The 21,603-nt window shown below is 72.3% G+C and carries 19 protein-coding genes, 2 tRNA genes and 1 riboswitch; of the genes, 6 read left to right on the forward strand and 15 right to left on the reverse strand.

Annotated elements, in window-relative coordinates:
* Positions 1–15: 15 nt before the first annotated feature.
* The 3 genes from ACIBP6_RS25050 to ACIBP6_RS25060 are packed head-to-tail and all read right to left on the reverse strand — an operon-like array spanning position 16 to position 3,300.
* The gene (locus ACIBP6_RS25050) at positions 16–552 is read right to left on the reverse strand and encodes a GNAT family N-acetyltransferase (RefSeq protein ID WP_397055827.1); all 537 of its coding nucleotides are present in this window, start codon (positions 550–552) and stop codon (positions 16–18) included.
* A 60-nt stretch (positions 553–612) separates the two neighbouring features.
* The gene (gene secD, locus ACIBP6_RS25055; protein WP_397055829.1) at positions 613–2,856 is read right to left on the reverse strand and encodes a protein translocase subunit SecD; all 2,244 of its coding nucleotides are present in this window, start codon (positions 2,854–2,856) and stop codon (positions 613–615) included.
* A 39-nt stretch (positions 2,857–2,895) separates the two neighbouring features.
* Positions 2,896–3,300, reverse strand: coding sequence for a hypothetical protein (locus tag ACIBP6_RS25060; RefSeq protein ID WP_397055831.1), 405 nt, complete (start codon positions 3,298–3,300; stop codon positions 2,896–2,898).
* 168 nt (positions 3,301–3,468) lie between these two features.
* On the opposite strand from ACIBP6_RS25060, the gene ACIBP6_RS25065 reads away from it, so the two are divergent.
* Positions 3,469–4,893, forward strand: coding sequence for an RtcB family protein (locus tag ACIBP6_RS25065; protein ID WP_397055833.1), 1,425 nt, complete (start codon positions 3,469–3,471; stop codon positions 4,891–4,893).
* Here ACIBP6_RS25065 and ACIBP6_RS25070 read toward each other — a convergent pair whose 3' ends face one another.
* Positions 4,894–5,301: an archease gene (locus tag ACIBP6_RS25070; protein WP_397055835.1), complete on the reverse strand. Its 408-nt coding sequence runs from the start codon at positions 5,299–5,301 to the stop codon at positions 4,894–4,896.
* Positions 5,302–5,376: 75 nt separating this feature from the next.
* Positions 5,377–6,108 (reverse strand): class I SAM-dependent methyltransferase, encoded by a 732-nt coding sequence (locus tag ACIBP6_RS25075; RefSeq protein ID WP_397055837.1) that lies wholly within the window; start codon positions 6,106–6,108, stop codon positions 5,377–5,379.
* 208 nt (positions 6,109–6,316) lie between these two features.
* Between ACIBP6_RS25075 and ACIBP6_RS25080 the strand changes: the two genes are divergently transcribed.
* A complete protein-coding gene (locus ACIBP6_RS25080) occupies positions 6,317–7,606 on the forward strand; it encodes an ArsB/NhaD family transporter (RefSeq protein ID WP_397055839.1) in 1,290 nt (429 codons plus the stop codon).
* Between the two features lie 45 nt (positions 7,607–7,651).
* A complete protein-coding gene (locus tag ACIBP6_RS25085; protein ID WP_397055841.1) occupies positions 7,652–8,866 on the forward strand; it encodes a cation:proton antiporter in 1,215 nt (404 codons plus the stop codon).
* Here the strand turns inward: ACIBP6_RS25085 and ACIBP6_RS25090 are convergent.
* Both ACIBP6_RS25090 and ACIBP6_RS25095 read right to left on the reverse strand, forming a co-directional pair.
* Positions 8,863–9,510, reverse strand: coding sequence for a response regulator (locus tag ACIBP6_RS25090; protein WP_397055842.1), 648 nt, complete (start codon positions 9,508–9,510; stop codon positions 8,863–8,865). The genes ACIBP6_RS25085 and ACIBP6_RS25090 overlap by 4 nt on opposite strands.
* A complete protein-coding gene (locus ACIBP6_RS25095) occupies positions 9,510–10,733 on the reverse strand; it encodes a sensor histidine kinase (protein ID WP_397055844.1) in 1,224 nt (407 codons plus the stop codon). Before ACIBP6_RS25095 ends, ACIBP6_RS25090 begins: the two co-directional genes overlap by 1 nt.
* A 148-nt stretch (positions 10,734–10,881) precedes the next feature.
* Here ACIBP6_RS25095 and ACIBP6_RS25100 point away from each other — a divergent pair, with 148 nt between their 5' ends.
* Complete coding sequence (locus tag ACIBP6_RS25100; RefSeq protein WP_397055846.1) at positions 10,882–11,535, forward strand: hypothetical protein; 654 nt, start codon at positions 10,882–10,884, stop codon at positions 11,533–11,535.
* On the opposite strand, the gene ACIBP6_RS25105 is transcribed toward ACIBP6_RS25100, so the two are convergent.
* Complete coding sequence (locus ACIBP6_RS25105; protein ID WP_397055848.1) at positions 11,522–12,874, reverse strand: TrkH family potassium uptake protein; 1,353 nt, start codon at positions 12,872–12,874, stop codon at positions 11,522–11,524. The genes ACIBP6_RS25100 and ACIBP6_RS25105 overlap by 14 nt on opposite strands.
* A 181-nt stretch (positions 12,875–13,055) precedes the next feature.
* On the opposite strand from ACIBP6_RS25105, the gene ACIBP6_RS25110 reads away from it, so the two are divergent.
* Together ACIBP6_RS25110 and ACIBP6_RS25115 are read left to right on the forward strand one after the other, a co-directional pair.
* Complete coding sequence (locus ACIBP6_RS25110; RefSeq protein ID WP_397055850.1) at positions 13,056–13,823, forward strand: aminoglycoside phosphotransferase family protein; 768 nt, start codon at positions 13,056–13,058, stop codon at positions 13,821–13,823.
* A 106-nt stretch (positions 13,824–13,929) separates the two neighbouring features.
* Complete coding sequence (locus ACIBP6_RS25115) at positions 13,930–14,565, forward strand: LysE family translocator (RefSeq protein ID WP_397055852.1); 636 nt, start codon at positions 13,930–13,932, stop codon at positions 14,563–14,565.
* Positions 14,566–14,571: 6 nt separating this feature from the next.
* Here the strand turns inward: ACIBP6_RS25115 and ACIBP6_RS25120 are convergent.
* The 7 genes from ACIBP6_RS25120 to ACIBP6_RS25150 all read right to left on the reverse strand — a co-directional run bounded on the left by ACIBP6_RS25120 (position 14,572) and on the right by ACIBP6_RS25150 (position 21,540).
* Positions 14,572–14,645, reverse strand: a tRNA-Leu gene (locus tag ACIBP6_RS25120).
* Positions 14,646–14,765: 120 nt separating this feature from the next.
* A tRNA-Pro gene (locus ACIBP6_RS25125) sits at positions 14,766–14,841 on the reverse strand.
* Positions 14,842–15,035: 194 nt separating this feature from the next.
* Positions 15,036–16,121 (reverse strand): mechanosensitive ion channel family protein, encoded by a 1,086-nt coding sequence (locus ACIBP6_RS25130; protein ID WP_397055854.1) that lies wholly within the window; start codon positions 16,119–16,121, stop codon positions 15,036–15,038.
* Positions 16,122–16,133: 12 nt separating this feature from the next.
* Complete coding sequence (locus ACIBP6_RS25135; RefSeq protein ID WP_397055856.1) at positions 16,134–17,129, reverse strand: ribonucleotide-diphosphate reductase subunit beta; 996 nt, start codon at positions 17,127–17,129, stop codon at positions 16,134–16,136.
* A 13-nt stretch (positions 17,130–17,142) separates the two neighbouring features.
* Positions 17,143–19,314 carry a ribonucleoside-diphosphate reductase subunit alpha gene (locus tag ACIBP6_RS25140; protein ID WP_397055858.1) on the reverse strand — a complete coding sequence of 724 codons (2,172 nt, stop codon included), beginning with the start codon at positions 19,312–19,314 and terminating at the stop codon, positions 17,143–17,145.
* A 121-nt stretch (positions 19,315–19,435) separates the two neighbouring features.
* Positions 19,436–19,633, reverse strand: a riboswitch (cobalamin riboswitch).
* Positions 19,634–19,637: 4 nt separating this feature from the next.
* A complete protein-coding gene (locus tag ACIBP6_RS25145; RefSeq protein ID WP_397055860.1) occupies positions 19,638–20,609 on the reverse strand; it encodes a tripartite tricarboxylate transporter substrate-binding protein in 972 nt (323 codons plus the stop codon).
* 97 nt (positions 20,610–20,706) lie between these two features.
* Entirely contained in the window at positions 20,707–21,540 is an 834-nt protein-coding gene (locus tag ACIBP6_RS25150) for an SAM-dependent methyltransferase (RefSeq protein ID WP_397055862.1), read from the reverse strand.
* Positions 21,541–21,603: the final 63 nt, after the last annotated feature.

Raw genomic sequence — 21,603 nt, forward strand, 5'->3', positions numbered from 1 at the left:
CCCCCTAACGGGGAATCAGCGCGGCCGGTCGATGCGGTAGACGTAGTGCTCGCGGCCGTCGATCGGGTTGTCGGGCTCCAGCTCGCCCTGCGCGACCCGGCGCAGCCCAGCCTTGCGCAGCGCGTTCCACGAGGCGGGGTTGCCCGCGGCGACCGGGACGATGACGCACGGCGCGGACGGCAGGTCGTCCCAGGTCCGCTCGATCATCGAGGAGATCATCAGCGTGCCGAGGCCGCGCCCGGCCCGCCGCGGGTCACCGATCAGGTAGTCGATGGTGACCGCGCCCGACGGCACGGGGACGATGGCCGCCAGCTCGTCGCGCTCTTCGGGGTAGTCGTCCAGCCGGGACCGCTGGAGGAGGCCGAGCGGCTCACCGTCGAGGAGGGCGAGGAAGTCCTCCGACGGTTCCTCGCCCCTGGCGGCGGGCCCGAAGTCGCGCGCCACCGCCTCCGGCGAGGTCTCGTGGTTCCACCACCGCGCCACGTGCGGCTGCTCCAGCCACGTGCGCAGCAGCGGGAAGTCCGGCTCGCCGACCCGGCGCCATGTGATCACTCAAGCACAGGTACCGCAGCCGGTCGATCGCCGCAAGCGCGGCGACCGACCGTCACGTGATCACACGACCGCGCCCGTGCCGCGAGGAGCGCGGTCGGTACGGGGCCGGGCGGGCTCGGGCGGCGGGCGACGGTCGAAGCGGCCCAGCCAGATCGCCAGCGGACCGGCCACGAACGCCGACGACAGCGTGCCGAACACGATGCCCGCCACCAGCGCGATCGCGAAGTCGCGCAGCGAGTCGCCACCGAAGACGGTCAGCGCGAGCAGGATGAACAGCGCGCCGAGGCCGGTGTTGACGGTACGCGGCATGGTCTCCAGGATCGCGCCGTTCACCGCCGCCGCGAACGGCTCCCGGCGGCGGGCCGCCCACAGCTCCCTGACCCGGTCGAACACCACCACCTTGTCGTTGACCGAGTAACCGACCACGGTCAGCATCGCGGCCAGGAACACGCCGTCGACGGGCTTGCCCAACCAGGCGAACATCCCCACCACCAGCGTCGCGTCCACGACCAGCGCGAGGACGGCCGCGGCGCCGAACGTCCACCGGAAGCGCACGGCCAGGTACAGCAGCTGCATCGCCACCGCCACGCCGAGCGCGATGAGCGCGTTGCGGCGCAGCTCCTCGCCGAGGCTGGGGCCGATGAACTCCTCGCGCCGCTTCGTCACCTCACCCGCCTGGCGTTCGAGCTCCTGCTCGATCCTGGCCACCTCCTCCAGCCCGAGACCGGCGGCGCGTACGGAGACGCCGTCGCCGGTGGACTGCACGACCGCCGCCGGCACCCCGGCCCGCGTGACGGCCTGGCTCGCGGCGTCGGCGGCGACGGGCCGGGCGGTGCCGAACTCCACGAGCCGCCCGCCGGTGAACTCGACACCGAAGTTCAGCCCGCGGACGAGCAGACCGGCCACGGCCACCGCGGCCAGCCCGCCGGCGATCGCCAGCCACAGCGTGCGGCGCCGCATGAGCTGCGGGTTCCTGCGCGCCAGCCACGTCCTGACGGTTCCGGTCGTGGCGAGACCGGACAGGCGCGGCCCGACCCGGCCCATGACGGCGTGCGTGAGCACCCGGGTGATCAGCATGGCCGACACGAGCGAGGCGAGCACGCCGACGGCCAGCGTCACACCGAACCCCTTGACCGGGCCGGACGCCAGCCAGAACAGCAGCCCGGCGGCGATCAGGGTGGTGACGTTGGAGTCGGCGACGGCGCTCCACGCCTTCCTGAACCCCTGGCGGAGCGCGGCCCGCAGGCCGCGCCGGGGCGCCCGTCCGTACTCCTCCCTGGTGCGTTCGTAGACCAGGACGTTGGCGTCGATCGCCATGCCGATCGCCAGCACGAACCCGGCCAGTCCCGGCAGCGTGAACGTCGCGCCCATGGCCACCAGGGCCGCGTACGAGATGAGGCCGTAGCAGACGAGCGCGATCACCGACAGCAGCCCGGCCAGGCGGTAGACGGCGACGATGAACACGGCGGTCAGGATCAGCCCCGCGACCGCCGCCTTGGCGCTGGCCTCGATGGCCGCCTCGCCGAGGGTCGGGCCGACCGTACGCTGCGAGACCAGGTCGAGCGGCACCGGCAGCGCGCCGCCCTTGATCAGCACCGCCAGGTCGCGGGCCTCCTCGTGGGTGAAGGAGCCGGTGATCTCGGAGCTGCCGCCCGGGATCCCGCTGCCGCAGGGGATGGACGGGTCGACCGGCGGCGAGGAGATGACCTCCTGGTCGAGCACGATGGCGACGCGGCGGCGCGGGTCGTCGTACGGGTGGCAGGCCGCCTCGGCGGTGAGCTTCCGCCAGGGCCCTTCCTCGCGGAAGTCGAGGCCCACCCACCAGCCGGGACCGCGCTGGGGGTCGCTGCGTTCGGCGGCGTCGCGGACGCCGTCGCCGGTGATGACGGCCGGGCCGAGCCGCACCCAGCCGCCCATGTCGTCGCGTACGGCGCCCTCGTCCCCCTCCCCGGCGGCGCCGAGCACGGAATGGAACGTGAGCTGGGCGGTACGGCCGATGATCTCGGCCGCCTGCCGCGGGTCGAGCACGCCGGGCAGCTCGACGATGATCCGCCGCTCGCCGGAGCGGACCAGGGTGGGATCGACCACGCCGAGGGCGTCCGCCCGCTGGCGCAGCACGCTGAGGGCGCGGTCGGTGGCGGCCGCGTCGGCCTTGACGGTCGGTGCGTCTCTCGTCTCGAAGACGAGCTGGGTGCCGCCCCGCAGGTCCAGGCCGAGCCGGGGAGCCGCGGAAAGTGTCACGATGATCGAGATCGCGGTGACGGCACACGCCGCCACCGCACGCCAGAAGGGCGCACGGAACATGGGAAAGCCTCCACAGGCTGGAACGTGCGAAAAGAGTCGTCAGAACCCTGTGGAGGGAGGAGCCCGCGCCGCCGCCGACGACGGCGCCCGCACCGGAGGCTCGTCACCGGCCACCGCCGGTACGACCACCACCCAAGCCGCCCGGAACCCGGTGGCCCCGCTCCCGAGCACCCCCGCCGTCCCAGGCCCGGCCGGCCCGTACGCGCCCGCCCAGGCACGGGCGTCGGGCGCCTGGTGCGGCGCCTGCCGCACCCCGGACTGCGCCTGCTGCCGGGCGGCGTCCGGCAGGCCGGCCGTCTGCGGCGCCGGCCGCGCGGCGGTCTGCGGACCGGCCTGCGCGACGGAGATCTGGCGGACGACCTGCGGGACGACCTGGGCCTGTGCGCCGGCCGGCAGGAACCAGGACAGAAGGAGCAGGAAGGCGGCAGACCAGCGAGCCCGCACGTCACCCTCCTCCCGCCCGCCCGAGGCCGCCCGGCGAGGAGCGGCCTTTCCCGAGACCCTAGACGCCACCCGCCCCCGCCGCACGTCCTGCGGCGTCCCGGCGCGTCCCGGCGCCCGGATTCGGTGCGGGTGGGTGGGGTAGGCGCAGGGCGAGAGGTGGCTGAGGGGATGACGAAGCTGGTCGAGGAGAGTCCCTACCGGTGGCGGATCGAGCCGGAGGGGGCGATGCGGGTGCCCGGGATCGTGTTCGCGAGCCGGGAGCTGCTGCCCGACCCCGCCGAGGACCAGGCTCTCGGCCAGGTCGCGGCGGTGGCCACGCTGCCGGGAATCGTCGAGGCGTCGTACGCGATGCCCGACATGCACTGGGGTTACGGGTTCCCCATCGGCGGGGTGGCGGCGACCGACGTCGACGAGGACGGGGTGGTGTCGCCGGGCGGGGTGGGGTTCGACATCTCGTGCGGCGTCCGGCTGCTGATGTCCGGGCTCGACGTCGACCGGCTGCGGCCGTTCCTGAACCGGCTCATGGACGCCCTCGACGCGGCCGTCCCGCGTGGCATGAGCAAGGGCGCGGTGTGGCGGCTGCACGACAGGGGCGAGCTGGAGCAGATCCTGTCGGGCGGCGCGCGGTACGCCGTCGAGCGCGGCCACGGCGAGCCCCGCGACCTGGAGCGCTGCGAGGACCGCGGCGCCGTCGCCGACGCCGACCCGGCCGTGATCGGCGAGCGGGCCAGGGAACGCGGGCTCGGCCAGGTCGGCAGCCTCGGCTCCGGCAACCACTTCCTGGAGGTGGAGGCGGTCGCCGAGGTGTACGACGAGGAGGCGGCGCGGGCGTACGGGCTGTGGCCGGGACGGGTGTGCGTGCTCATCCACACCGGCTCCAGGGGGCTGGGCCACCAGGTGTGCACGGACGCGGTGCGGGCGATGCGGGCGGCCATGAGCAGGTACGGCATCAGCGTCCCCGATCGGCAGCTGGCCTGCGCGCCCGTCGGCTCGCCCGAGGGGCGGGCGTACCTGAGGGCGATGGCCGCCGCGGCCAACTACGGGCGGGCCAACCGGCAGCTGCTCGGCGAGGCGGCCCGCCGCGCCTTCGAACAGGCCACCGGCGACGGCGACCTTGCCCTGCTGTACGACGTCTCGCACAACCTGGCCAAGATCGAGACCCATCGGGTGGACGGGCGCGAGCGGCGTCTGTGTGTGCACCGCAAGGGCGCCACCCCGGCGCTGCCGCCCGGCCACGAGGACCTGCCACCCGACCTGCGCCCGGTCGGGCAGCCGGTGCTGGTGCCGGGGTCGATGGGCGTCGGGTCGTACGTGCTGGCCGGTGTGCCGGGGGCGCCGGCGTTCGCGTCGGCCTGCCACGGGGCCGGGCGGCGGCTGAGCCGGCACCAGGCCGTCAAGACCACCTCGGCGGCCGCGCTGCGCAAGGAGATGGAGCGGGCCGGGATCGCGGTGCGCGGCGCCTCGGCGCGGGGGCTGACGGAGGAGACGCCGCAGGCGTACAAGGACGTGGGGGCCGTGGTGGAGGCGTGCCACCAGGCCGGGCTGGCCCGCAAGGTGGCGCGGCTCGTGCCCATCGGCGTGGTCAAGGGCTGATCAGACGTCCACGACGACGCGGGCGTGCCAGCGGCCGTTCTCCTGGCCGAAGCGGACGTCGTGCCCGGTGACGGCCTTGGGGGTGGCGCCGACCTGCTCGGCGGCCTCGGCCGGGACGGTGACCAGCCGGAGCCCGGTCCCCGCGGGGCCGGGGAGCACGTCCACCGTCAGGCGTCCGTGCACCTCCAGCTGGTAGATCACCTCTTCCAGGAGAGCGGCGAGCAGCTCCTCGTCGCCCTCCTCCGGGGCCGTGAAGGCGACGCTCTCACCGGGGGCCGCCGAGCCGGCGTCGGCGAAGCTCTCCACCAGCGCCTTGACGACCTCGGCCAGGCACGCCTCGCGGCTGTCGGCCCACGCCTCCAGCGCGATGTCGGCGGTGTGCGGGATCGTACGGTGGCCTCTGCTCATGGAGCCACTTCACCAGCGACCGGCGCCGCGCGGGAAGCCCTCGGCCGTCAAGACATCCCCAAAGCCGCCGCACGGTCACTCCTCGGGCCGGGCGGCGAGGAAGACGAACTCCCGGCCAGGCCGGTCGGGGGCGTCGCGGACCTCCCGCAGGACGTAGCCGTGCGCCGCCAGGTCCGCCTCGACCTCGTCCCGCTCGCGGAAGCGCAGCGTGGACTCCGACGTCAGCACCTGGCCGTCGGAGGCGAACACCCATGTGCCGCGGAAGGTCACCAGCGGAAGGCGGGCGTCGAGCAGGTCGGTCCAGGTCTCCACCCGGCCGACGCCCGGGAGGTCCCTGACCTGGTAGGTGCTCTCCCTGTTCCACTCCAGCCAGGCGCGGCGGGCCGGATCGCGGGTCTCGAACACCAGGTGTCCCCCGGGCCGCAGCGCGTCGCGGACGGCGCTCAGCGTGGCCCGCCAGTCGTCCGGCTCCACGACGGCCTGGGCGACGTTCGCGGTCATGGTGGCGAGGTCGGCCTCCATCGGCGGCACGGCTCGGGCGTCGCCGTGGATCCAGCGCACCCGCTCGGCCCCGGGCTTGGCGCGGGCGACGTCGAGCGAGGCCGCGGCCGGGTCGACCCCGGTCACCTCGATGCCGCGCCCGGCCAGCAGGAGCGCGAACGTGCCCGTGCCGCAGCCGACGTCCAGCACGCGGCGCGCGCCCAGCTCCTCGGCGATGGCCGCGTACACGTCCAGGTCGCCGCGGTCGGGGTCGAGGGGGTCGTAGACGGCCGCGAGGCGGGGGTGTTCGAAGATCGCGTCAGCCATGAGGTCACGATACGACCCGTGTGGCTCATGCGCCCATTGGGCGTTTTGACGATCGTTGATAGGTTGTTGACAGGTGTGCCGGGAAGTCTGGTCGGCGGTCCCTGTTGTCGATCTCGAAAGAGGCCCCCGCCATGCGTGCGTGCTTCGCTGCGCCGGATCTCCCCCTCGGCTCCGCCGCCCTGCCCTCGCCGTACCGGAGGGTGGGCACGTGAGCGTCACCGCATGGATCGCGGTGGCGGTCTTCCTGGCGGCGTACGCCCTGATCGCCACGGAGAAGGTCCACCGCGTCGCGGCGGCGCTCGGCGGGGCGGGGATCATGCTGCTGATCCACGCCACCGACTCGGGCGCGGCGTTCTTCAACGAGCACTCCGGCATCGACTGGAACGTCATCTTCCTGCTGCTCGGCATGATGGTCATCGTCGGCGTGCTCAAGCAGACCGGGGTGTTCGAATACCTCGCGATCTGGGCCGCCAAACGCGCCAAGGGTCATCCCTACCGGCTCATGGTGCTGCTGGTGGTCATCACGGCGTTCGCCTCGGCGCTGCTGGACAACGTCACGACCGTGCTGCTCATCGCGCCGGTGACGTTCCTGGTGTGCGAACGGCTGGCGCTGTCCGCGGCGCCGTTCCTCATCGCCGAAGCCCTCGCCTCCAACATCGGCGGCGCGGCGACGCTGGTCGGCGATCCGCCGAACATCATCATCGCCAGCCGCGCCGGGCTCAGCTTCAACGACTTCCTCGTCCACATGGCGCCGATGGTCGTCATCCTGATGGTGGTGTTCATCGGGATGTGCCGGTGGCTGTTCCGCAAGTCGTTCCGGTACGACCCCGAGCGGGCCGCGGAGGTCATGGCGCTGAACGAGCGCGAGGCCATCGCCGACCGGCGGCTGCTGTGGCAGTCGCTGGCCGTGCTGGCGCTGGTGATGGCGGCGTTCGTGCTGCACCCGGTGCTGCACTACGAGCCCTCCGTGGTCGCCCTGCTGGGCGCCGGGGTGCTGGTCGCGGCCACGAAGGTGACGACCCAGGACGCCATCCGCGAGGTCGAGTGGCCGACCCTGGTGTTCTTCGCCGGCCTGTTCGTCATGGTCGGCGCCCTCGTCGAGACCGGCGTCATCGGCCAGATCTCCGAGGCGGCGGCGAACGCCACCCAGGGGCAGCTCGGGCTGACCACGATGCTGCTGCTGGGCGCGTCCGGCGTCCTGTCGGCGATCGTGGACAACATCCCGTACGTCGCCACGATGAGCCCCATCGTCGCCGAGCTCGTCCAGGCCAACGGCGGCAACGACGCGGCGCAGGTGCTGTGGTGGGCGCTGGCCTTCGGCGCCGACCTGGGCGGCAACGCCACGGCCGTGGGCGCGGCGGCCAACGTCGTCGTGCTCGGCATCGCGGCCCGCAACGGCACGCCGATCAGCTTCTGGCAGTTCACCAAGTACGGCCTGGTGGTCGCCTCGGTCACGATCGCGTTGTGCGTGCCGTACCTCTGGCTGCGTTACCTGTAATCCCGTCACCCGCCGATCGGGCGGGTCGAGGAGGAGGCTCCCCCCATGGCCCTGCTGACGGCCTTCGCGAGCGTGCTGCTGCTCGCCGTTCTCGTCTCCAGCCTCGCCAACCGTACGATCCTGTCCACCGCGGCGCTGTTCCTGGTGGCCGGGTTCGTACTGGGCGACGGCGCGCTCGGCGTGCTGTCGGTACGGCCCGGCGACGAGCTGGTGGGCACGCTGGCCGAGCTGGCGCTGTTCGCGGTGCTGTTCACCGACGGCATGCGCGTCGGCTGGACGGACCTGCGCACCGCGTGGCGGCTGCCGGGCCGGGCGCTGGGCTGGGGGTTGCCGCTGACGCTCGCGGTCACCGCGTCCGGCGCTCACTTCCTGCTCGGCCTCGGCTGGGTCGAGTCACTGCTGGTCGGCGCGATCCTGGCGCCGACCGACCCGGTGTTCGCCTCGGCGCTCGTCGGCAACGAGAAGGTGCCGCCGCGGCTGCGGCAGCTGCTGAACGTCGAGTCGGGTGTCAACGACGGCCTGGCGCTGCCGTTCGTGATGGTGTTCCTGGCCGTCGCGGCCGGCTCCGACGACCTGCATCTGGGTGCGCTCGGGCTGGAGCTGGGCCTCGGCGTGCTGATCGGCGTCGCGGTGCCGTGGCTGGCGATCAAGCTGGAGCAGACCCGCCTGTTCTCCGCCTCCACCCAGTACGAGCCGCTCAACGCCCTGGCGATCGGGCTGCTCGTGCTGGCGCTGGGCAAGGCCACGCACGGCAACCTGTTCCTGGCGGCGTTCTCGGCGGGCATCACGGTGGCCACGTTCGGGGCGCGGCAGCGCGAGTCGTTCGAGCACTTCGGCGAGCTGATCGCCGAGCTGTTCAAGCTGGCGGCGCTGCTGCTGTTCGGCGCGCTGATCACGCCGTCGCTGCTCGGCTCGGTGGGCTGGCAGGGCTGGGCGTTCGCGATCCTCGCCCTCGTGCTGGCCCGCCCGCTGGCGATCTGGCTGTCCTTCCTCGGCTCCGGCCTGTCGGTACGCGAGCAGGCGGCGGTGGCGTGGTTCGGCCCCAAGGGGTTCGCCTCGGTCGTGTACGGGCTGATCGTGCTGGCCTCCGGCATCGCGGCCGGGCAGCAGGTCTTCCAGATCGTCGCGGTGACGATCGTGTTGTCGATCCTGCTGCACTCCTCGACCGACATCGTGGTCGCCCGCTGGTTCGACGACGAGCGCGAGATACCGGCCTGGTACGGCCTCGCCCGCCGGCTGCGCGGCGGCGCGAAGACCTAGGGGTTCCTGGAGACCCAGACCGCGAGCTGGGTGCGGTCGCGCAGGCCGAGTTTGCGCAGGCAGCTGGAGATGTGGTTCTTGGCCGTGCCCTCAGTGATGTGCAGCCGCCGCGCGATCTCCCGGTTGGACGCGCCCGAGCCGATGAGCAGCGCGATCTCGTACTCGCGTTCCGACAGGCCGCAGGGCGGGCCCGTGCGCGGCGCGGGGGCGGGCTCCTCGCGCAGGGCGCTCACCAGCCGTTCGGTGGCCGCGCGGCCCAGCACGGTCTCGCCCCGGGCGCCCCGTCTGATGGCGTCCACCAGCTCGTCCGGCGGGGTGTCCTTCAGCAGGTAGCCCCGCGCGCCCGCGCGCAGGCCGCCGAAGATGTAGTCGTCGTCGTCGAACGTCGTCAGGATCACCGGCGCGATCTCGGGGAACCCCGCGCGCAGCCGCCTGACGAGCTCCACGCCGTCCATGCCCGGCATGCGGGCGTCGACGAGGGCGACGTGGGGCGGCTCGGCGGCCGCGGCCAGCCAGGCGAGGGCGTCCTCGCCGCCGGCGGCGGTCGCGGCGATCTCGATGCCGGGCTCGATCTCCAGGAGTTTGCGCAGGCCCTCGCGCATGAGGATGTGGTCGTCCACCAGCAGGACGCGGATCACGCCCATCACACCGGCACCATCGCCCGCAGGGTGAACCCGGGGGCCGGGACGACGTCCAGCACGCCGTCCACGGCCGCCAGGCGTTCCCGCAATCCGCGCAATCCGAACCCGCCGTCCAGCGCTTCCGGCGGCGCGCCCTCGCCGTCGTCGCGGACCGTCACCCGCACCCGTTGCGGGGTGCAGTCGAGCGCGACCTCGATGCGGCGGGCGCGCGCGTGGCGCAGGGCGTTGGTCAGCCCCTCCTGGACGACCCGGTAGCAGACCAGCTCCCTGGCCTCGTCCACCCCTGGCCAGGCGCCGGTGACGGTGAAGACGACGCCGGTGTCGGCCGAACCGAACGACTCCGCCAGGGCGCGCAGGCCGGCGACGCCGGCGCGGCCGTCCATGCGCAGGGGTTTGAGCGCCCGGACCCAGCGGCGGGTGTCGGTGAGCGCTTCGAGGGTGAGCGCCTGGGCCTGGCACACCTCGTCCCAGGCGGCGTCGGGGCGGATGACGCGGTAGCGCTGGGCGTTCTGCAGGCCCACGTTGATGACGGTGAGGTAGTGGCCCACCGAGTCGTGCATGTCGCGGGCCAGCCGGGCGCGTTCCTCGGCGACGGCCAGTTCGCGGGAGCGGGCCGCGTACCGTTCCAGCTCGGCGTGGGCCTGCTCGAGCTCGGCCAGCAGGCGGCGGGTCTCCTCGGCGCGGTCGTGGGAGTCGACCATGGCGACGACGACCACGAGGATCACCAGGCAGAGCAGCAGCAGGAGCGCGCCGTCGACGGCCGCCGCGAGCACCGACCTGGCCGGGTTGAGCGCCCCGAGCGCGAAGGAGTACAGGCCCGCGAGGCCCGCGTACGCCAGGGCGCCGCGCAGCCCGAAGACCACGAGCGCGTTCCCCACGGCCAGGCTCACGATCAGCAGGCAGACGAGCCCGCCGCCCGGCATGAGCAGCAGGGTCAGCACCAGGAACGCCGCGGTCGCCGCCCGGCGCGGGAGCGGTGCTCCCGCGCGCCACGGCAGCACGTGCCACAGGACGGCCGCTACCGGCAGCGCGGCGGCACCGAGCACCGACAGCGCCCGATGCAACGGCAGGACGCCCCCGTCGCCGAGCATCGCGAGGCCGCCCGCGAACACCACGGCGCAGATGACGGCCGAGCCCCAGAAGAAGACGGTGAACACCATGGGCGGACGGTCGCCGGAGAACCCGATCCAGCCGCTGATGTCACGGATCGCGCCCGCCTGTCCCATATGGGGAGCATAACGATCGCCTCCGCGCGGCACAGCGTGCCGGAGGTCATGTCCGCGACGATGACCCCGGTCATGTGCCCCGCGGTGGATGTCCGGCCGGACCGCGCGGAGCTACGCTCGCGGCACCCGCGGCCTCCGGGAGGACACCATGAAACGCGTTCCGTGGGCGGGCGTCGTCGTCTCCGCGCTCGCGCTCGTCGTGATGACCGCCGTCGCCTGGCGGCTCTGGGACGCGCTGCCGGACGTCGTCACGACGAGGCGGCCCACCGCCGACCGGCCCGGCGCCCACGTGCCGAAGGCCGTCATGGCGGCGGCGATGCCGGCGACCCTCGTGGTCATCGGCGTGGTCATCGGCGTGGGCATGGCGGGCGCCACCGCGGCCGGCGAGCGCCTGCGCCCCCTGCTGCCGCCGATGCTCATGGCATCGGCGGCCGCGCGGCGGCGGGCGGTGAACGTGCTGTTCGTGCTCCTGCCGCCGGTGCTCACCGCCGTCCACACCGGCGTGCTGGCGGACGCCGCCGGTCACGCGTTCCCCTTGGAGCGGACCGTGGGCGTCGCGGTCGGCCTGCTGACGACCGGGCTCGGTCTCGCCCTGCCCCGCCTGTACGAGGAGGCGCCGCGGCACGGCGGGGGTCGGGCCCAGCGGCTGGGCGGTCCGGCCACGGCAGGGATCGGCGTGGCGTGCGCCGCCGGCGTGTTCGTGCTGCCGCCGTTCCCCGTGACGATGGCCTGCGCCCTGGCGGCCGGGGTGGTGATGATCCTTTCGGTCGTGCTGTCCACGGGCGGCGTCAGCCCACGATGACGCGCTCCTCGGGCAGCTCGTAGCGGCGGGTGCGTTGTTTCAGGGCGAGCGCCGAGCCGAGCGTCAGCGGCCCGATGCGGCCGATGAACATCAGCAGGCTCAGCAGCACGTGACCGGCCAGCGTGGTGTCGGCGGTGATGCCGGTGGACATGCCGTTGGTGGCGAAGGCCGAGATCACCTCGAACATCACCTGGTCCAGGCTGTGCGGCGTGATGATCAGCATGATCCAGGTCGACACCGTGACCAGGACGATGCCGAGCAGGCTGATCGACAGCGCCTGACGCTGGGTGGCGGAGGGCAGCCGGCGGTGGCCGATGTTGACGTGGCTCTCGCCGCGCAGCTCCGACCAGACGATGAACAGCAGGAACCCGAACGTGGTGACCTTGATGCCGCCCGCGGTGCCGGCGCTGCCGCCGCCGATGAACATCAGCACGTCGGTGACCAGCCACGACGACGGGTTCATCTGGGCGATGTCGAGGGTGTTGAAGCCGCCGGAACGCGGCATGACGGCGGCGAAGAAGGCCGACAGCAGTTTGCCGGAGTCGTCCAGCGGGCCCATCGTGGCGGGGTTGTGCCACTCGGTCGCCAGGAACGCGAGCGTGCCGCCGGTGAGCAGCACGACGGTCAGGCCCATCGTGATCCGGGTCAGCAGCGACCAGCGCCGGGGCCGCCGCCACGCGCGCAGCAGCTCGAAGACGACGGGGAAGCCGAGACCGCCGACGACCACGGCCAGCGCGACGGTGAGGCTGATCCACGGGTCGGCGACGAAGCGCATCAGGTTGTCGGGCCACAGCGCGAACCCGGCGTTGTTGAACGCGGACACCGCGTGGAAGATCCCCAGGTAGGCCGCGCGGCCGAACGGCTCGCCGTACCCGAGGAGGAAGCGGCCGGTGAGCACGGCGGCCACGGCCGCCTCGCACACCAGGCTGAACAGCACCACCCGGCGCAGCACCTGGCGCAGGTCGGCGGCCACCACGGACTTGGTCTCCAGTTGCGCGGACAGGCGGGCGCGCAGCCCGAGCCGGCCGGACAGGACGACCATGGCCAGGGTGGCGAGCGTCATGATGCCGAGGCCGCCCGCCTGGATGAGCAGCGCGATGACCACCTCGCCGAACACCGACCAGTGCGCCTCGGTGTCGACCACGACCAGGCCGGTCACGCAGACGGCCGAGGTGGCGGTGAACAGGGCGGTCAGCCAGTGTGAGGAGTCGCCCGCGGTGGTCGCCATCGGGGTGGCCAGCAGCAGCGTGCCGATCAGCACGGCGGTGCCGAACCCGGTGGCGATGACCACCGCGGGATGCCCGATGCGGCCCGGCAGGGCCGGTCGATGCCGTGTCATCGGGCATCGTCACTGGTCACGGAGGCCTCCGGGTGGGGTGGGGCAGGGCCGGGGACGCCGCCGACCAGACTTCCCGGCACACCGCGCCACACCGTAGCGCAGGGCTGTTGCGACCGCCAACGACGACGTTCCCCCGAATATAGGGCTGCTCGCGGCCGGTCTGTCCCCCTACGCTCGATCCGTGGCGGAGGAGGTGCTGCAGGACACCCCCGACCGAAGGGTCGTGCGGGTCGGCGACACCGTGCGCAGGCCGGTGCAGCCGTGGACGCCCGCCGTCCACGCGCTGCTCCGGCACCTGGCGGACGCCGGTTTCCGGTACGCGCCGCGCGTGCTCGGGATCGACGAGCAGGGCCGGGAGGTCCTCACGTACGTGGAGGGGGCGGCGGGCCCGGCCGGCTGGGCCCAAGTGGTCTCCGACGAGGGCCTGGCCGCCTTCGCCCGGCTGCTGCGCGACTACCATGACGCGGTCGCCGGCTTCCGCCCGCCGGGCGACCTCGCCTGGATCACCGGCCGGTGCGGGCTCGGCGACGGGGAGCTGGTCTGCCACGGCGACTTCGGCCCGTGGAACGTCGTCTGGCGCGACGGCGTGCCCGCGGGGATTCTCGACTGGGACAACGCCCGGCCGGGCTCGCGCATGTTCGACGTCGCGTACGCGCTGGAGTACACCGCGCCGTTCCGCGACGACTCCGAGTGCCTGCGCTGGCTGGGTTACCCCGAGCCGCCCGACCGGCGGCGCCGGATGGAGCTGTTCGCCGCCGCCTACGGCCTGCCCGCCGTCTCGGGCCTGGCGGACGAGGTGGCCGCCGTGCAGCGGGACACGATCGCCCAGGTACGCCGGCTGGCCGCGCAGGGGCGCCGGCCGCAGGCCCGCTGGGTCGCCGAGGGTTACCTCGGCGAGCTGGAGCGCCGGCTGGCCTGGACGCTGGCCAACCGGCGTCTGTTCGGGTGACGTACCCGGCCGATGGGGTGGTTCCGCGACCGGCGTATTGTCTGATAGCTCCTGGGATGCCCACTCTCAGGGATACCCGGTGGTCTGCAGGTCAGGTGTACAACAAATGATCAATTGGGCCGGTTTCATCCCCGCCGCTTTTCTGGTGTCGCTCATCCCGGGAGCCAACCAGCTCCTCGGCCTGAACAACGCCGTACGGCACGGAATGACGTACGCGCTGGCCGGGATCTTCGCGCGGCTGGTCGCCTTCGTCATCATCATCGGCCTGGTCGTGGCGGGGCTCGGCGCGGTGCTGGCGACGTCGGCCGCCTGGCTGACGGCGGTCAAGTGGGTGGGCGTCGTCTACCTGGCCTGGATCGGGATCTCCTGCCTGCGGCGCGCGCGGCGGCCGCCCGCCGCCCCGGCCGCTTCCACGGCGCCGGCCAGGAAGGAGCTGCGGCCGCTGATGCTCAACGAGTTTCTCGTGGCGCTGAGCAACCCCAAGGCCCTGCTGCTCTTCGCCGCCCTGCTCCCCCAGTTCACCGGCGGGTCGCAGGCGGACGCCGGCGTCCAGATCGCCGCGTTGGGGGCGGCGTACCTGGCCGTCGAGCTCGTCGTGGGCCTCGGCTACATCGCCGTCGGCAACGGCATCGGCGCCACCGGCATCCCGGCCGCGACCATGCGCAAGGTCGACCTGGGCAGCGGCGTGATCTTCCTGGGCCTGGCCGCGCTGCTCGCCGCGGACGACGTCACCGCCTCCTGACTCAAGTGCCGCTCCGGGGATTCGAACCCCGAACCTCCGCCTCCTGAAGACGGCGCCTCTGCCAGTTGGGCCAGAGCGGCTGGGTGGGCCCCGGGCTCGGGCTGGCGTGGGCCGGCCCGGGGCGAGGGCGTGGTCCGGCCGGGGGGCGCCATTCCCACCGGCCAGGCCGTGCCCGCGGCCCTTTCCTTTCAGGGCCGTCGTCCGAGTGGCAGGATTCGAACCTGCGGTGCTCCTGCTCCCAAGGCAGGCGGGCTGACCAAACTGCCCCACACTCGGTACAACAAGAAAGCCGCCCCGGATTTCTGCGGGCGGCTTTCTGCGGAATTCCGTGAAGGATTATCCGGAAAGCCTCCGGCGCGGCCTGGGAAGGGCCGGTCGCAGGTCGTTCACGTCGCGCTCCCCCTTCCCTGTCTTTGTCGCCGTTCGACGTTGTCCACGGTAAACCGATGATCCGGGCGCGTGCCACACATTTATGACGACGGATCCAGGCCCCATTTCACGCCGGCCCTGCTAACCGGAGATTCGACGCGGAAACGGGGAAGTGCGTCCGGATAGTTGTCGCGGACGAAGTCGACGAGGAACTCGCGCACATCGCATTTGAGGTCCCACGCCGACGGCGAGTCGGCGGCGCTCATCAGCGCCCGCAGCTCCACCAGGCCGTTCGGCAGCACGTCGGTGACCTGGAGCGTCCAGTCCTTCTGGTCCCACAGCGGGTTGCCCTGCAGGAACTCGTACAGGGCCTCGCGCAGTTTCCCCACCGGCACCGACCAGTCCACCCGCAGGTACACCACGGCCAGCACCCGGCTGCCGTGCCGCGTCCAGTTCTCGAACGGGTTCTGGGTGAAGTACGACACCGGCAGCACGAGCCGGCGCTCGTCCCACAGCCGCAGCACCACGTACGTGAGGGTGAGCTCCTCGATGCGCCCCCACTCCTCCTCGACGACGACCACGTCGTCCAGGCGCAGCGCGTCGCTGAAGGCGAGCTGGAGCCCGGCGAGCATGTTGCCGAGGGTCGGCTGGGCGGCGATGCCGACGACCGCGCCCGCGATGCCCGCCGAGGCCAGCAGCCCCGCTCCGAGAGCGCGCACCTGCGGGAACGAGAAGAGCATCGCGCCGAGCGCGATGACGATGATGACGGCCGCGGCGATGCGGCGCACCAGCCCGAGTTGTGTCCTGATGCGCCGCGCCCGCCGGTTGCGCTCGCCCTCGACCCGCACCAGCCGGTCGAGCACGACGTCCGTCAGCGCGTACGTGGCCTGCACGATCAGCCAGGTGACGGCGCCGATCGTGCCCAGACCGAGAAAACGGTCGACGGTGGCCCCCGCCCCGAGCTCGCCCGGGGCCTCCCCGAACATCCCCGGCCGGAAGGCCACGTTCGTCGCCGCCACCGCGGCCACGGTGAACGCGGGCCACGTGCAGTGCTCCACGAGATGCCGGGCCAGCTCCCACTTGCGCCCCGCCTTGCTCAGCACCCGCCGGATCACTTCCACCAGGAGGATCGAGCCGACCACCGCGATCAGGAGAATCGGCCAGTCCGCTGGAGACTGCACGTTCATGCCCCCAATGTCTTAGAACGTCTCGTCAAAGGTCACATTGCCCTCTACTGCCACCTGGTAAGCCGAAACCCGCCGCTCGAAGAAGTTCGCCAGTTCCTGCACGTCCTGCAGCTCCATGAACGCGAACGGGTTCGCCGAGCCGTACCGCCGGGGCAGGCCGAGCCTGGCCAGCCGCTGGTCGGCGACGTACTCGAGGTACTGGCGCATCTGCGCGACGCCCATGCCCGGCATGCCGTCGCCGCACAGGTCCGCGGCGAAGGCCAGCTCGGCGGCGACGGCCTCCTCCAGCATCTCGGCGACCTGCTCGCCCAGCTGATCGTCGAACAGCTCCGGCTCCTCGGCCCTGACCGTGTCCACGACGCTGAACGCGAACTCCATGTGCATGGACTCATCCCGGAACACCCAGTTCGTCCCGGTGGCCAGCCCGCCGAGCAGCCCCCGGGAGCGGAACCAGTAGACGTACGCGAAGGCGCCGTAGAAGAACAGGCCCTCGATGCAGGCGGCGAAGCAGATGAGGTTGAGCAGGAACTGCCGGCGCTCGTCCGCGGTCTCCAGCCGCCGCAGGCCGTCGATCGAGTCGATCCACTTGAAGCAGAACTCCGCCTTGTCGCGGATCGACGGGATGTGCTCGATCGCGGCGAACGCCTTGACCCGCTCGTCCGGATCCGGCAGGTAGGTGTCGAGCAGCGTCAGGTAGAACTGCACGTGCACGGCCTCCTCGAACAGCTGCCTGCTCAGGTACAGGCGCGCCTCGGGGGCGTTGACGTGCTGGTAGAGGTTGAGCACCAGGTTGTTGGCCACGATGGAGTCGCCGGTCGCGAAGAACGCCACCAGCCGGTTGATCAAATGCCGCTCCTGCGGCGTCATCTTCGCCAGGTCGGCGAGGTCGGTGTGCAGGTCCACCTCCTCGACCGTCCACGTGTTGCGGATGGCCGCGCGGAAACGCTCGTAGAAGTCGGGGTAGCGCATCGGGCGGAGCGTCAGATCCATCCCGGGGTCGAGCAACATCACAAGATCTCCTTCACTGGCACGCTTCGCAGGTCTCGGGGTTCTCAAGGGAGCAGGCGATCACGTCCGCGACGGGCTGGGCCGGCGTGGGCTGGGCGACCGTCGTCTGGGAGATCCGGGTCGCCGGGCGTGAGCGCAGGTAGTACGTCGTCTTCAGGCCGCTCTTCCAGGCGTAGGCGTACATCGAGGAGAGCTTGCCGATGGTCGGGCTGGCCATGAAGAGGTTGAGCGACTGCCCCTGGTCGACGTACGGCTGCCGCGCCGCGGCCAGGTCGATGAGCGCCTTCTGCGGCAGCTCCCAGGCCGTGCGGTACAGCAGCTTGAGGTCGTCGGGGATGCCGGGCACCGTCTGCACCGAGCCGTCGGCCCGCTTGATCGCGTCGCGCATCTCCTGCGTCCACAGCCCGCGCGCCTGCAGGTCGGCCACCAGATAGCGGTTGACCTGCAGGAACTCGCCCGACAGCGTCTCGCGCTTGAACACGTTGGACACCTGCGGCTCGATGCACTCGTAGCAACCGGCGATGGAGGCGATCGTGGCGGTCGGCGCGATGGCGATCAACAGCGAGTTCCGCAGCCCCGTCACGGCGATCTTCTCCCGGAGCGCCTCCCAGCGCGGCGAGCTCACCCCGTAGTGGTCGGGGTGCAGCACTCCCCCTGCCGCCCTGGTCTCGTCGTACGACGGGTGCCGGCCGCGCTCGGCCGCCAGGTCCGCCGAGGTGTCGTACGCGGCGAGCGCGATCTCCTCGGCGATCCTGGTGGACAGCTCCCGCGCCCGCGGAGAGTCGAAGGGCAGCCGCAGCGTGAAGAACACGTCCGCCAGGCCCATCACGCCGAGCCCCATCGGCCGCCACCGCTTGTTGGCCGCCTCCGCCTCGGGCGTCGGGTAGAAGCCGAGGTCGATGGTGCGGTCGAGGAAACGCACGGCGGTGCGGACGGTCCGGCGCAGCCGCTCCCAGTCGAGGTCGCCGCCGGCGAGGTGGGCGGCCAGGTTGACCGAGCCGAGGTTGCACACGGCCGTCTCGGCGTCGCTGGTGACCTCGAGGATCTCGGTGCAGAGGTTCGACAGGTGGATGACGTTCTCGGGGCGGGCGGTCTGGTTGGAGGTGCGGTTGGCGGCGTCCTTGAAGGTCATCCAGCCGTTGCCGGTCTGGGCGAGCGTGCGCATCATCCGGCCGTACAGGGTCCGCGCGGGGATCTGGCGGGCGAACCGGCCCTCGGCCTCGTACGCGCGATAGGCGGCGGTGAACGCCTCGCCGTACAGGTCGGTCAGGTCGGGCACGTCCTTCGGGTCGAAGAGCGACCAGGTCTCGTCGGCCTCGACGCGGCGCATGAACTCGTCGGGCACCCAGTTGGCCAGGTTGAGGTTGTGGGTGCGGCGGGCGTCCTCGCCGGTGTTGTCGCGCAGTTCGAGGAACTCCTCGATGTCGGCGTGCCAGGTCTCCAGGTAGACGCAGGCCGCGCCCTTGCGCCGGCCGCCCTGGTTGACCGCCGCCACGGACGAGTCGAGCGTGCGCAGCCAGGGGACGATGCCGTTGGACAGGCCGTTCGTGCCCCGGATCAGAGAGCCGCGCGAGCGCACCCGGGTCCAGGAGACGCCGATGCCGCCGGCGTACTTGGACAGACGGGCGACCTGGCCGTACCGGTCGTAGATGGCCTCCAGCTCGTCGCGCGGCGAGTCGAGCAGGAAGCAGGACGACAGCTGCGGGCGGCGCGCCCCCGAGTTGAACAGCGTCGGCGAGCTGGGCAGGTACGACAGCGTCGACATCAGCGCGTACAGCTCGGCGGCCTCGGCGACGGTCTCCGACAGCCCGCAGGCCACCCGCAGGAAGAAGTGCTGCGGCCGCTCCAGCACCCGCCGGGTCTTCGGATGGCGTAGCAGGTAGCGGTCGTGGACGGTGCGGAGCCCGAAGTACTCGAACCGGTCGTCCGCCTCCCGCGAGATCAGCCCGTCCAGCTCGGCCGCGTGCGCGGCCACGAACTCCGCCAGCCCGTCCTGGATCAGCCCGGCCGCGTGGGTGGCGGCGATCGACTCGGAGAACGACCGCACGCCGTGCGCCGCGGTCTCCTCGGCGATCTCCTCGGCCAGCAGCCGGGCGGCGAGCCGGGAGTTGGCCGGGTCGGCGATCACCCGGGCGGCGGCCTCCTCGATGGCCAGGCGGCGGTCAACCCCAACGATCTGAGTCACGTGCTCTTTCTCCTCGCGAAGTCATCCCCGTGAGGGCACGCCAGAGCACCGCGACACCGGAGCACCCGGCCGCGTCACGCCCTCAGCCCACCCTCGAGGCCCTGAACATTGCCTCCGGGCACGCGGCCCGGAGTCGCCGGCAGGTCTTCGGGCTCGCGGGCGTGCTCCATGGCGCCTACTGGCCGTCGCTTCCCGGATCCGCTCCAGTGCACATGACGGCGGTCGTTCCCGCTCACCGCTGCGGGGCAGCCCCGGAATCACACCGGGTTCCCTTTTGCTCCGCCTCAGGGGGAGGCGAACCAGCGACGACGAGGATCCTACATCTAGTGGCCGTTCCCGCAACTACCCCAGCATGTTGTGGCTCGGGTGGAGTTGATCAGCCCCAGACCGTGCATCACGGCCCGCGTCCGGGCGACCTCGGAGCCGAGCCAGCGCTCGAAGTCGTCGCCGACGAGCGGCAGCGACAGCCAGCCGGCCGCCCGGCAGGCGGCCTCCCAGCCGGGCGCGCCCAGCACGTCGTCGCACATGCGCAGCGCCCACTCGCGGCTCTCCTCACCCATGCCGTCGGGCCCGAACGCGGCCACCCAGTTGGTGAAGTCGACCCGCACGCCCGACTCCAGCAGGGTCGGCGCGTCGAGGCCGGGCAGCCGCTGGGCGGACGACACGGCCAGCGCCCGCACCCGGCCCCTGCCGATGTTGAACCGCCACTCCGACAACGGCCCGGCGGCGGCCACGGCCTTGCCCGCCAGCAGCGCGGTGGCGGCCTCGTTGCCGCTGGGGTAACCGGTGTAGTCGACCTGGCGGGTGTCGGCGCCGAGGCCCTTGGCGATCAGCCCGAAGAGCAGGTGGTCGGGCTCACCCTGCGGCCCGCCGGTCACCGGCGTCTGGGCGGGCCGGGCGAGCAGCTGCGCGCCGAAGTCGCCGAAGTCCTTCAGAGGGGAGGCGGCGGGCACGACCACGACCTCGACCTCGCCGCTGAGCCTGGCCAGCGGGGTGGTGACACCGGCCACGCCCTGGCCGTCGTTGAGCTCGGCGGCCGACAGCGCGGGCAGCCCGACCACAGTGATCGGGGTGCCGGCGCCGGTCTGGAACCCGGCCGAGCGGGCCACGCCGCCGAACGTCCGCGCGACACGCGCCCACTGCTGCCCGCCGGGGTTGACCGAGAACCGCGTACGCAGGACCTCCGCGCCGCCGGAGACGCGCTCCGCCCCGCACCCGGCGGCGGCCGCGATCGCGCCGAGCCCCCAGGCGATGAACCGCCTGCGGGGCATGCGCGTCTGTCCCGAACCGTCCATTACCCATGGTTATTAACCCATTACACATGGCTGTACACGCGGCTCGTGGTCAACACTCAGAATCGCTATTATTGGCGATTTTTCGTGATATTCGGGTTTACTTGGCTTTCTTCCCGACACCGGCCATGAGCGAGGACGGCAGCGACCAGTCGCCGACCAGTTTGGGCCGGTCCGGGCGCCAGTCGGTGGCCTGGACGAGCCCCGGCGGCTCCAGCGGGAAGTCGCCGAAGAACGCGCGGATCTCGGCCGGTGTCCGGTCGGCCCCGCGCCCCCCGGAGGCCCGGGGCCGCTCGCGCTCCTGCGGGCGCGCCGCAGTCGTGGCCCGCGTCGTGGCCCGTGTCGTGACTCGTGTCGTGACCTGCGTCGTGACCCGTGTCGTCGCATGGGAGATCACCAGGAACCCGCCCGGCGCCATCCGCTCCCGCAGCACCGCCACCGCCCCCAGCGGGTCGGCGGAGTCGGGCAGGAAGTGCAGGATCGACACCAGCAGCACGCCGACCGGCTCGTCCAGGTCGAGGAACTCCCGGGCCCTGGTCAGCACGTCCTCGGGATCGAGCAGGTCGGCCTGGACGAACCTGGCCAGGCCGGTCCGGCCAGGCCCCGGCCGGAGCAGGCTCTGCGCGTGCTCGGCGACCACCGGATCGTTGTCGACGTAGACCACCCGCGCCTCGGGCACGACCTCGTGCGCGCTGCCCTGGGTCGGCAGCCCGCTGCCGAGGTCGAGGAACTGCCGGACTCCGGCGCGGGCGACGTAGCGTACGGCACGCTGAAGGAAGGCCCGGTTCGCGCGGGCCAGCGGGACCGCCTCCGGGATCAGCTCGGCGAGCTGATCGATGGCCTGGCGATCGACCGCGTAGTTGTCCTTCCCGCCGAGCATGTAGTCGTACATGCGGGCGGGATGAGGCCGCTGCTGATCGAACTGCTGCCGCACATATCGAATTTATGTCGTCAGCAGCGGAATAACACTACCCTGGGATGATTGTTGCTGAAATAG

This window comes from Nonomuraea terrae (assembly GCF_044465245.1).
GTDB lineage: Bacteria > Actinomycetota > Actinomycetes > Streptosporangiales > Streptosporangiaceae > Nonomuraea > Nonomuraea terrae.

Coding starts and splice junctions, on each gene's coding strand:
- ACIBP6_RS25145 (WP_397055860.1), bottom strand. CDS start 20,609: ATGGACGGTTCGGGACAGACGCGCATGCCCCGCAGGCGGTTCATCGCC.
- ACIBP6_RS25065 (WP_397055833.1), top strand. CDS start 3,469: ATGACGAAGCTGGTCGAGGAGAGTCCCTACCGGTGGCGGATCGAGCCG.
- ACIBP6_RS25105 (WP_397055848.1), bottom strand. CDS start 12,874: ATGACACGGCATCGACCGGCCCTGCCGGGCCGCATCGGGCATCCCGCG.
- ACIBP6_RS25095 (WP_397055844.1), bottom strand. CDS start 10,733: ATGGGACAGGCGGGCGCGATCCGTGACATCAGCGGCTGGATCGGGTTC.
- ACIBP6_RS25090 (WP_397055842.1), bottom strand. CDS start 9,510: ATGGGCGTGATCCGCGTCCTGCTGGTGGACGACCACATCCTCATGCGC.
- ACIBP6_RS25135 (WP_397055856.1), bottom strand. CDS start 17,129: ATGTTGCTCGACCCCGGGATGGATCTGACGCTCCGCCCGATGCGCTAC.
- ACIBP6_RS25130 (WP_397055854.1), bottom strand. CDS start 16,121: ATGAACGTGCAGTCTCCAGCGGACTGGCCGATTCTCCTGATCGCGGTG.
- secD (WP_397055829.1), bottom strand. CDS start 2,856: ATGTTCCGTGCGCCCTTCTGGCGTGCGGTGGCGGCGTGTGCCGTCACC.
- ACIBP6_RS25070 (WP_397055835.1), bottom strand. CDS start 5,301: ATGAGCAGAGGCCACCGTACGATCCCGCACACCGCCGACATCGCGCTG.
- ACIBP6_RS25075 (WP_397055837.1), bottom strand. CDS start 6,108: ATGGCTGACGCGATCTTCGAACACCCCCGCCTCGCGGCCGTCTACGAC.
- ACIBP6_RS25100 (WP_397055846.1), top strand. CDS start 10,882: ATGAAACGCGTTCCGTGGGCGGGCGTCGTCGTCTCCGCGCTCGCGCTC.
- ACIBP6_RS25085 (WP_397055841.1), top strand. CDS start 7,652: ATGGCCCTGCTGACGGCCTTCGCGAGCGTGCTGCTGCTCGCCGTTCTC.
- ACIBP6_RS25115 (WP_397055852.1), top strand. CDS start 13,930: ATGATCAATTGGGCCGGTTTCATCCCCGCCGCTTTTCTGGTGTCGCTC.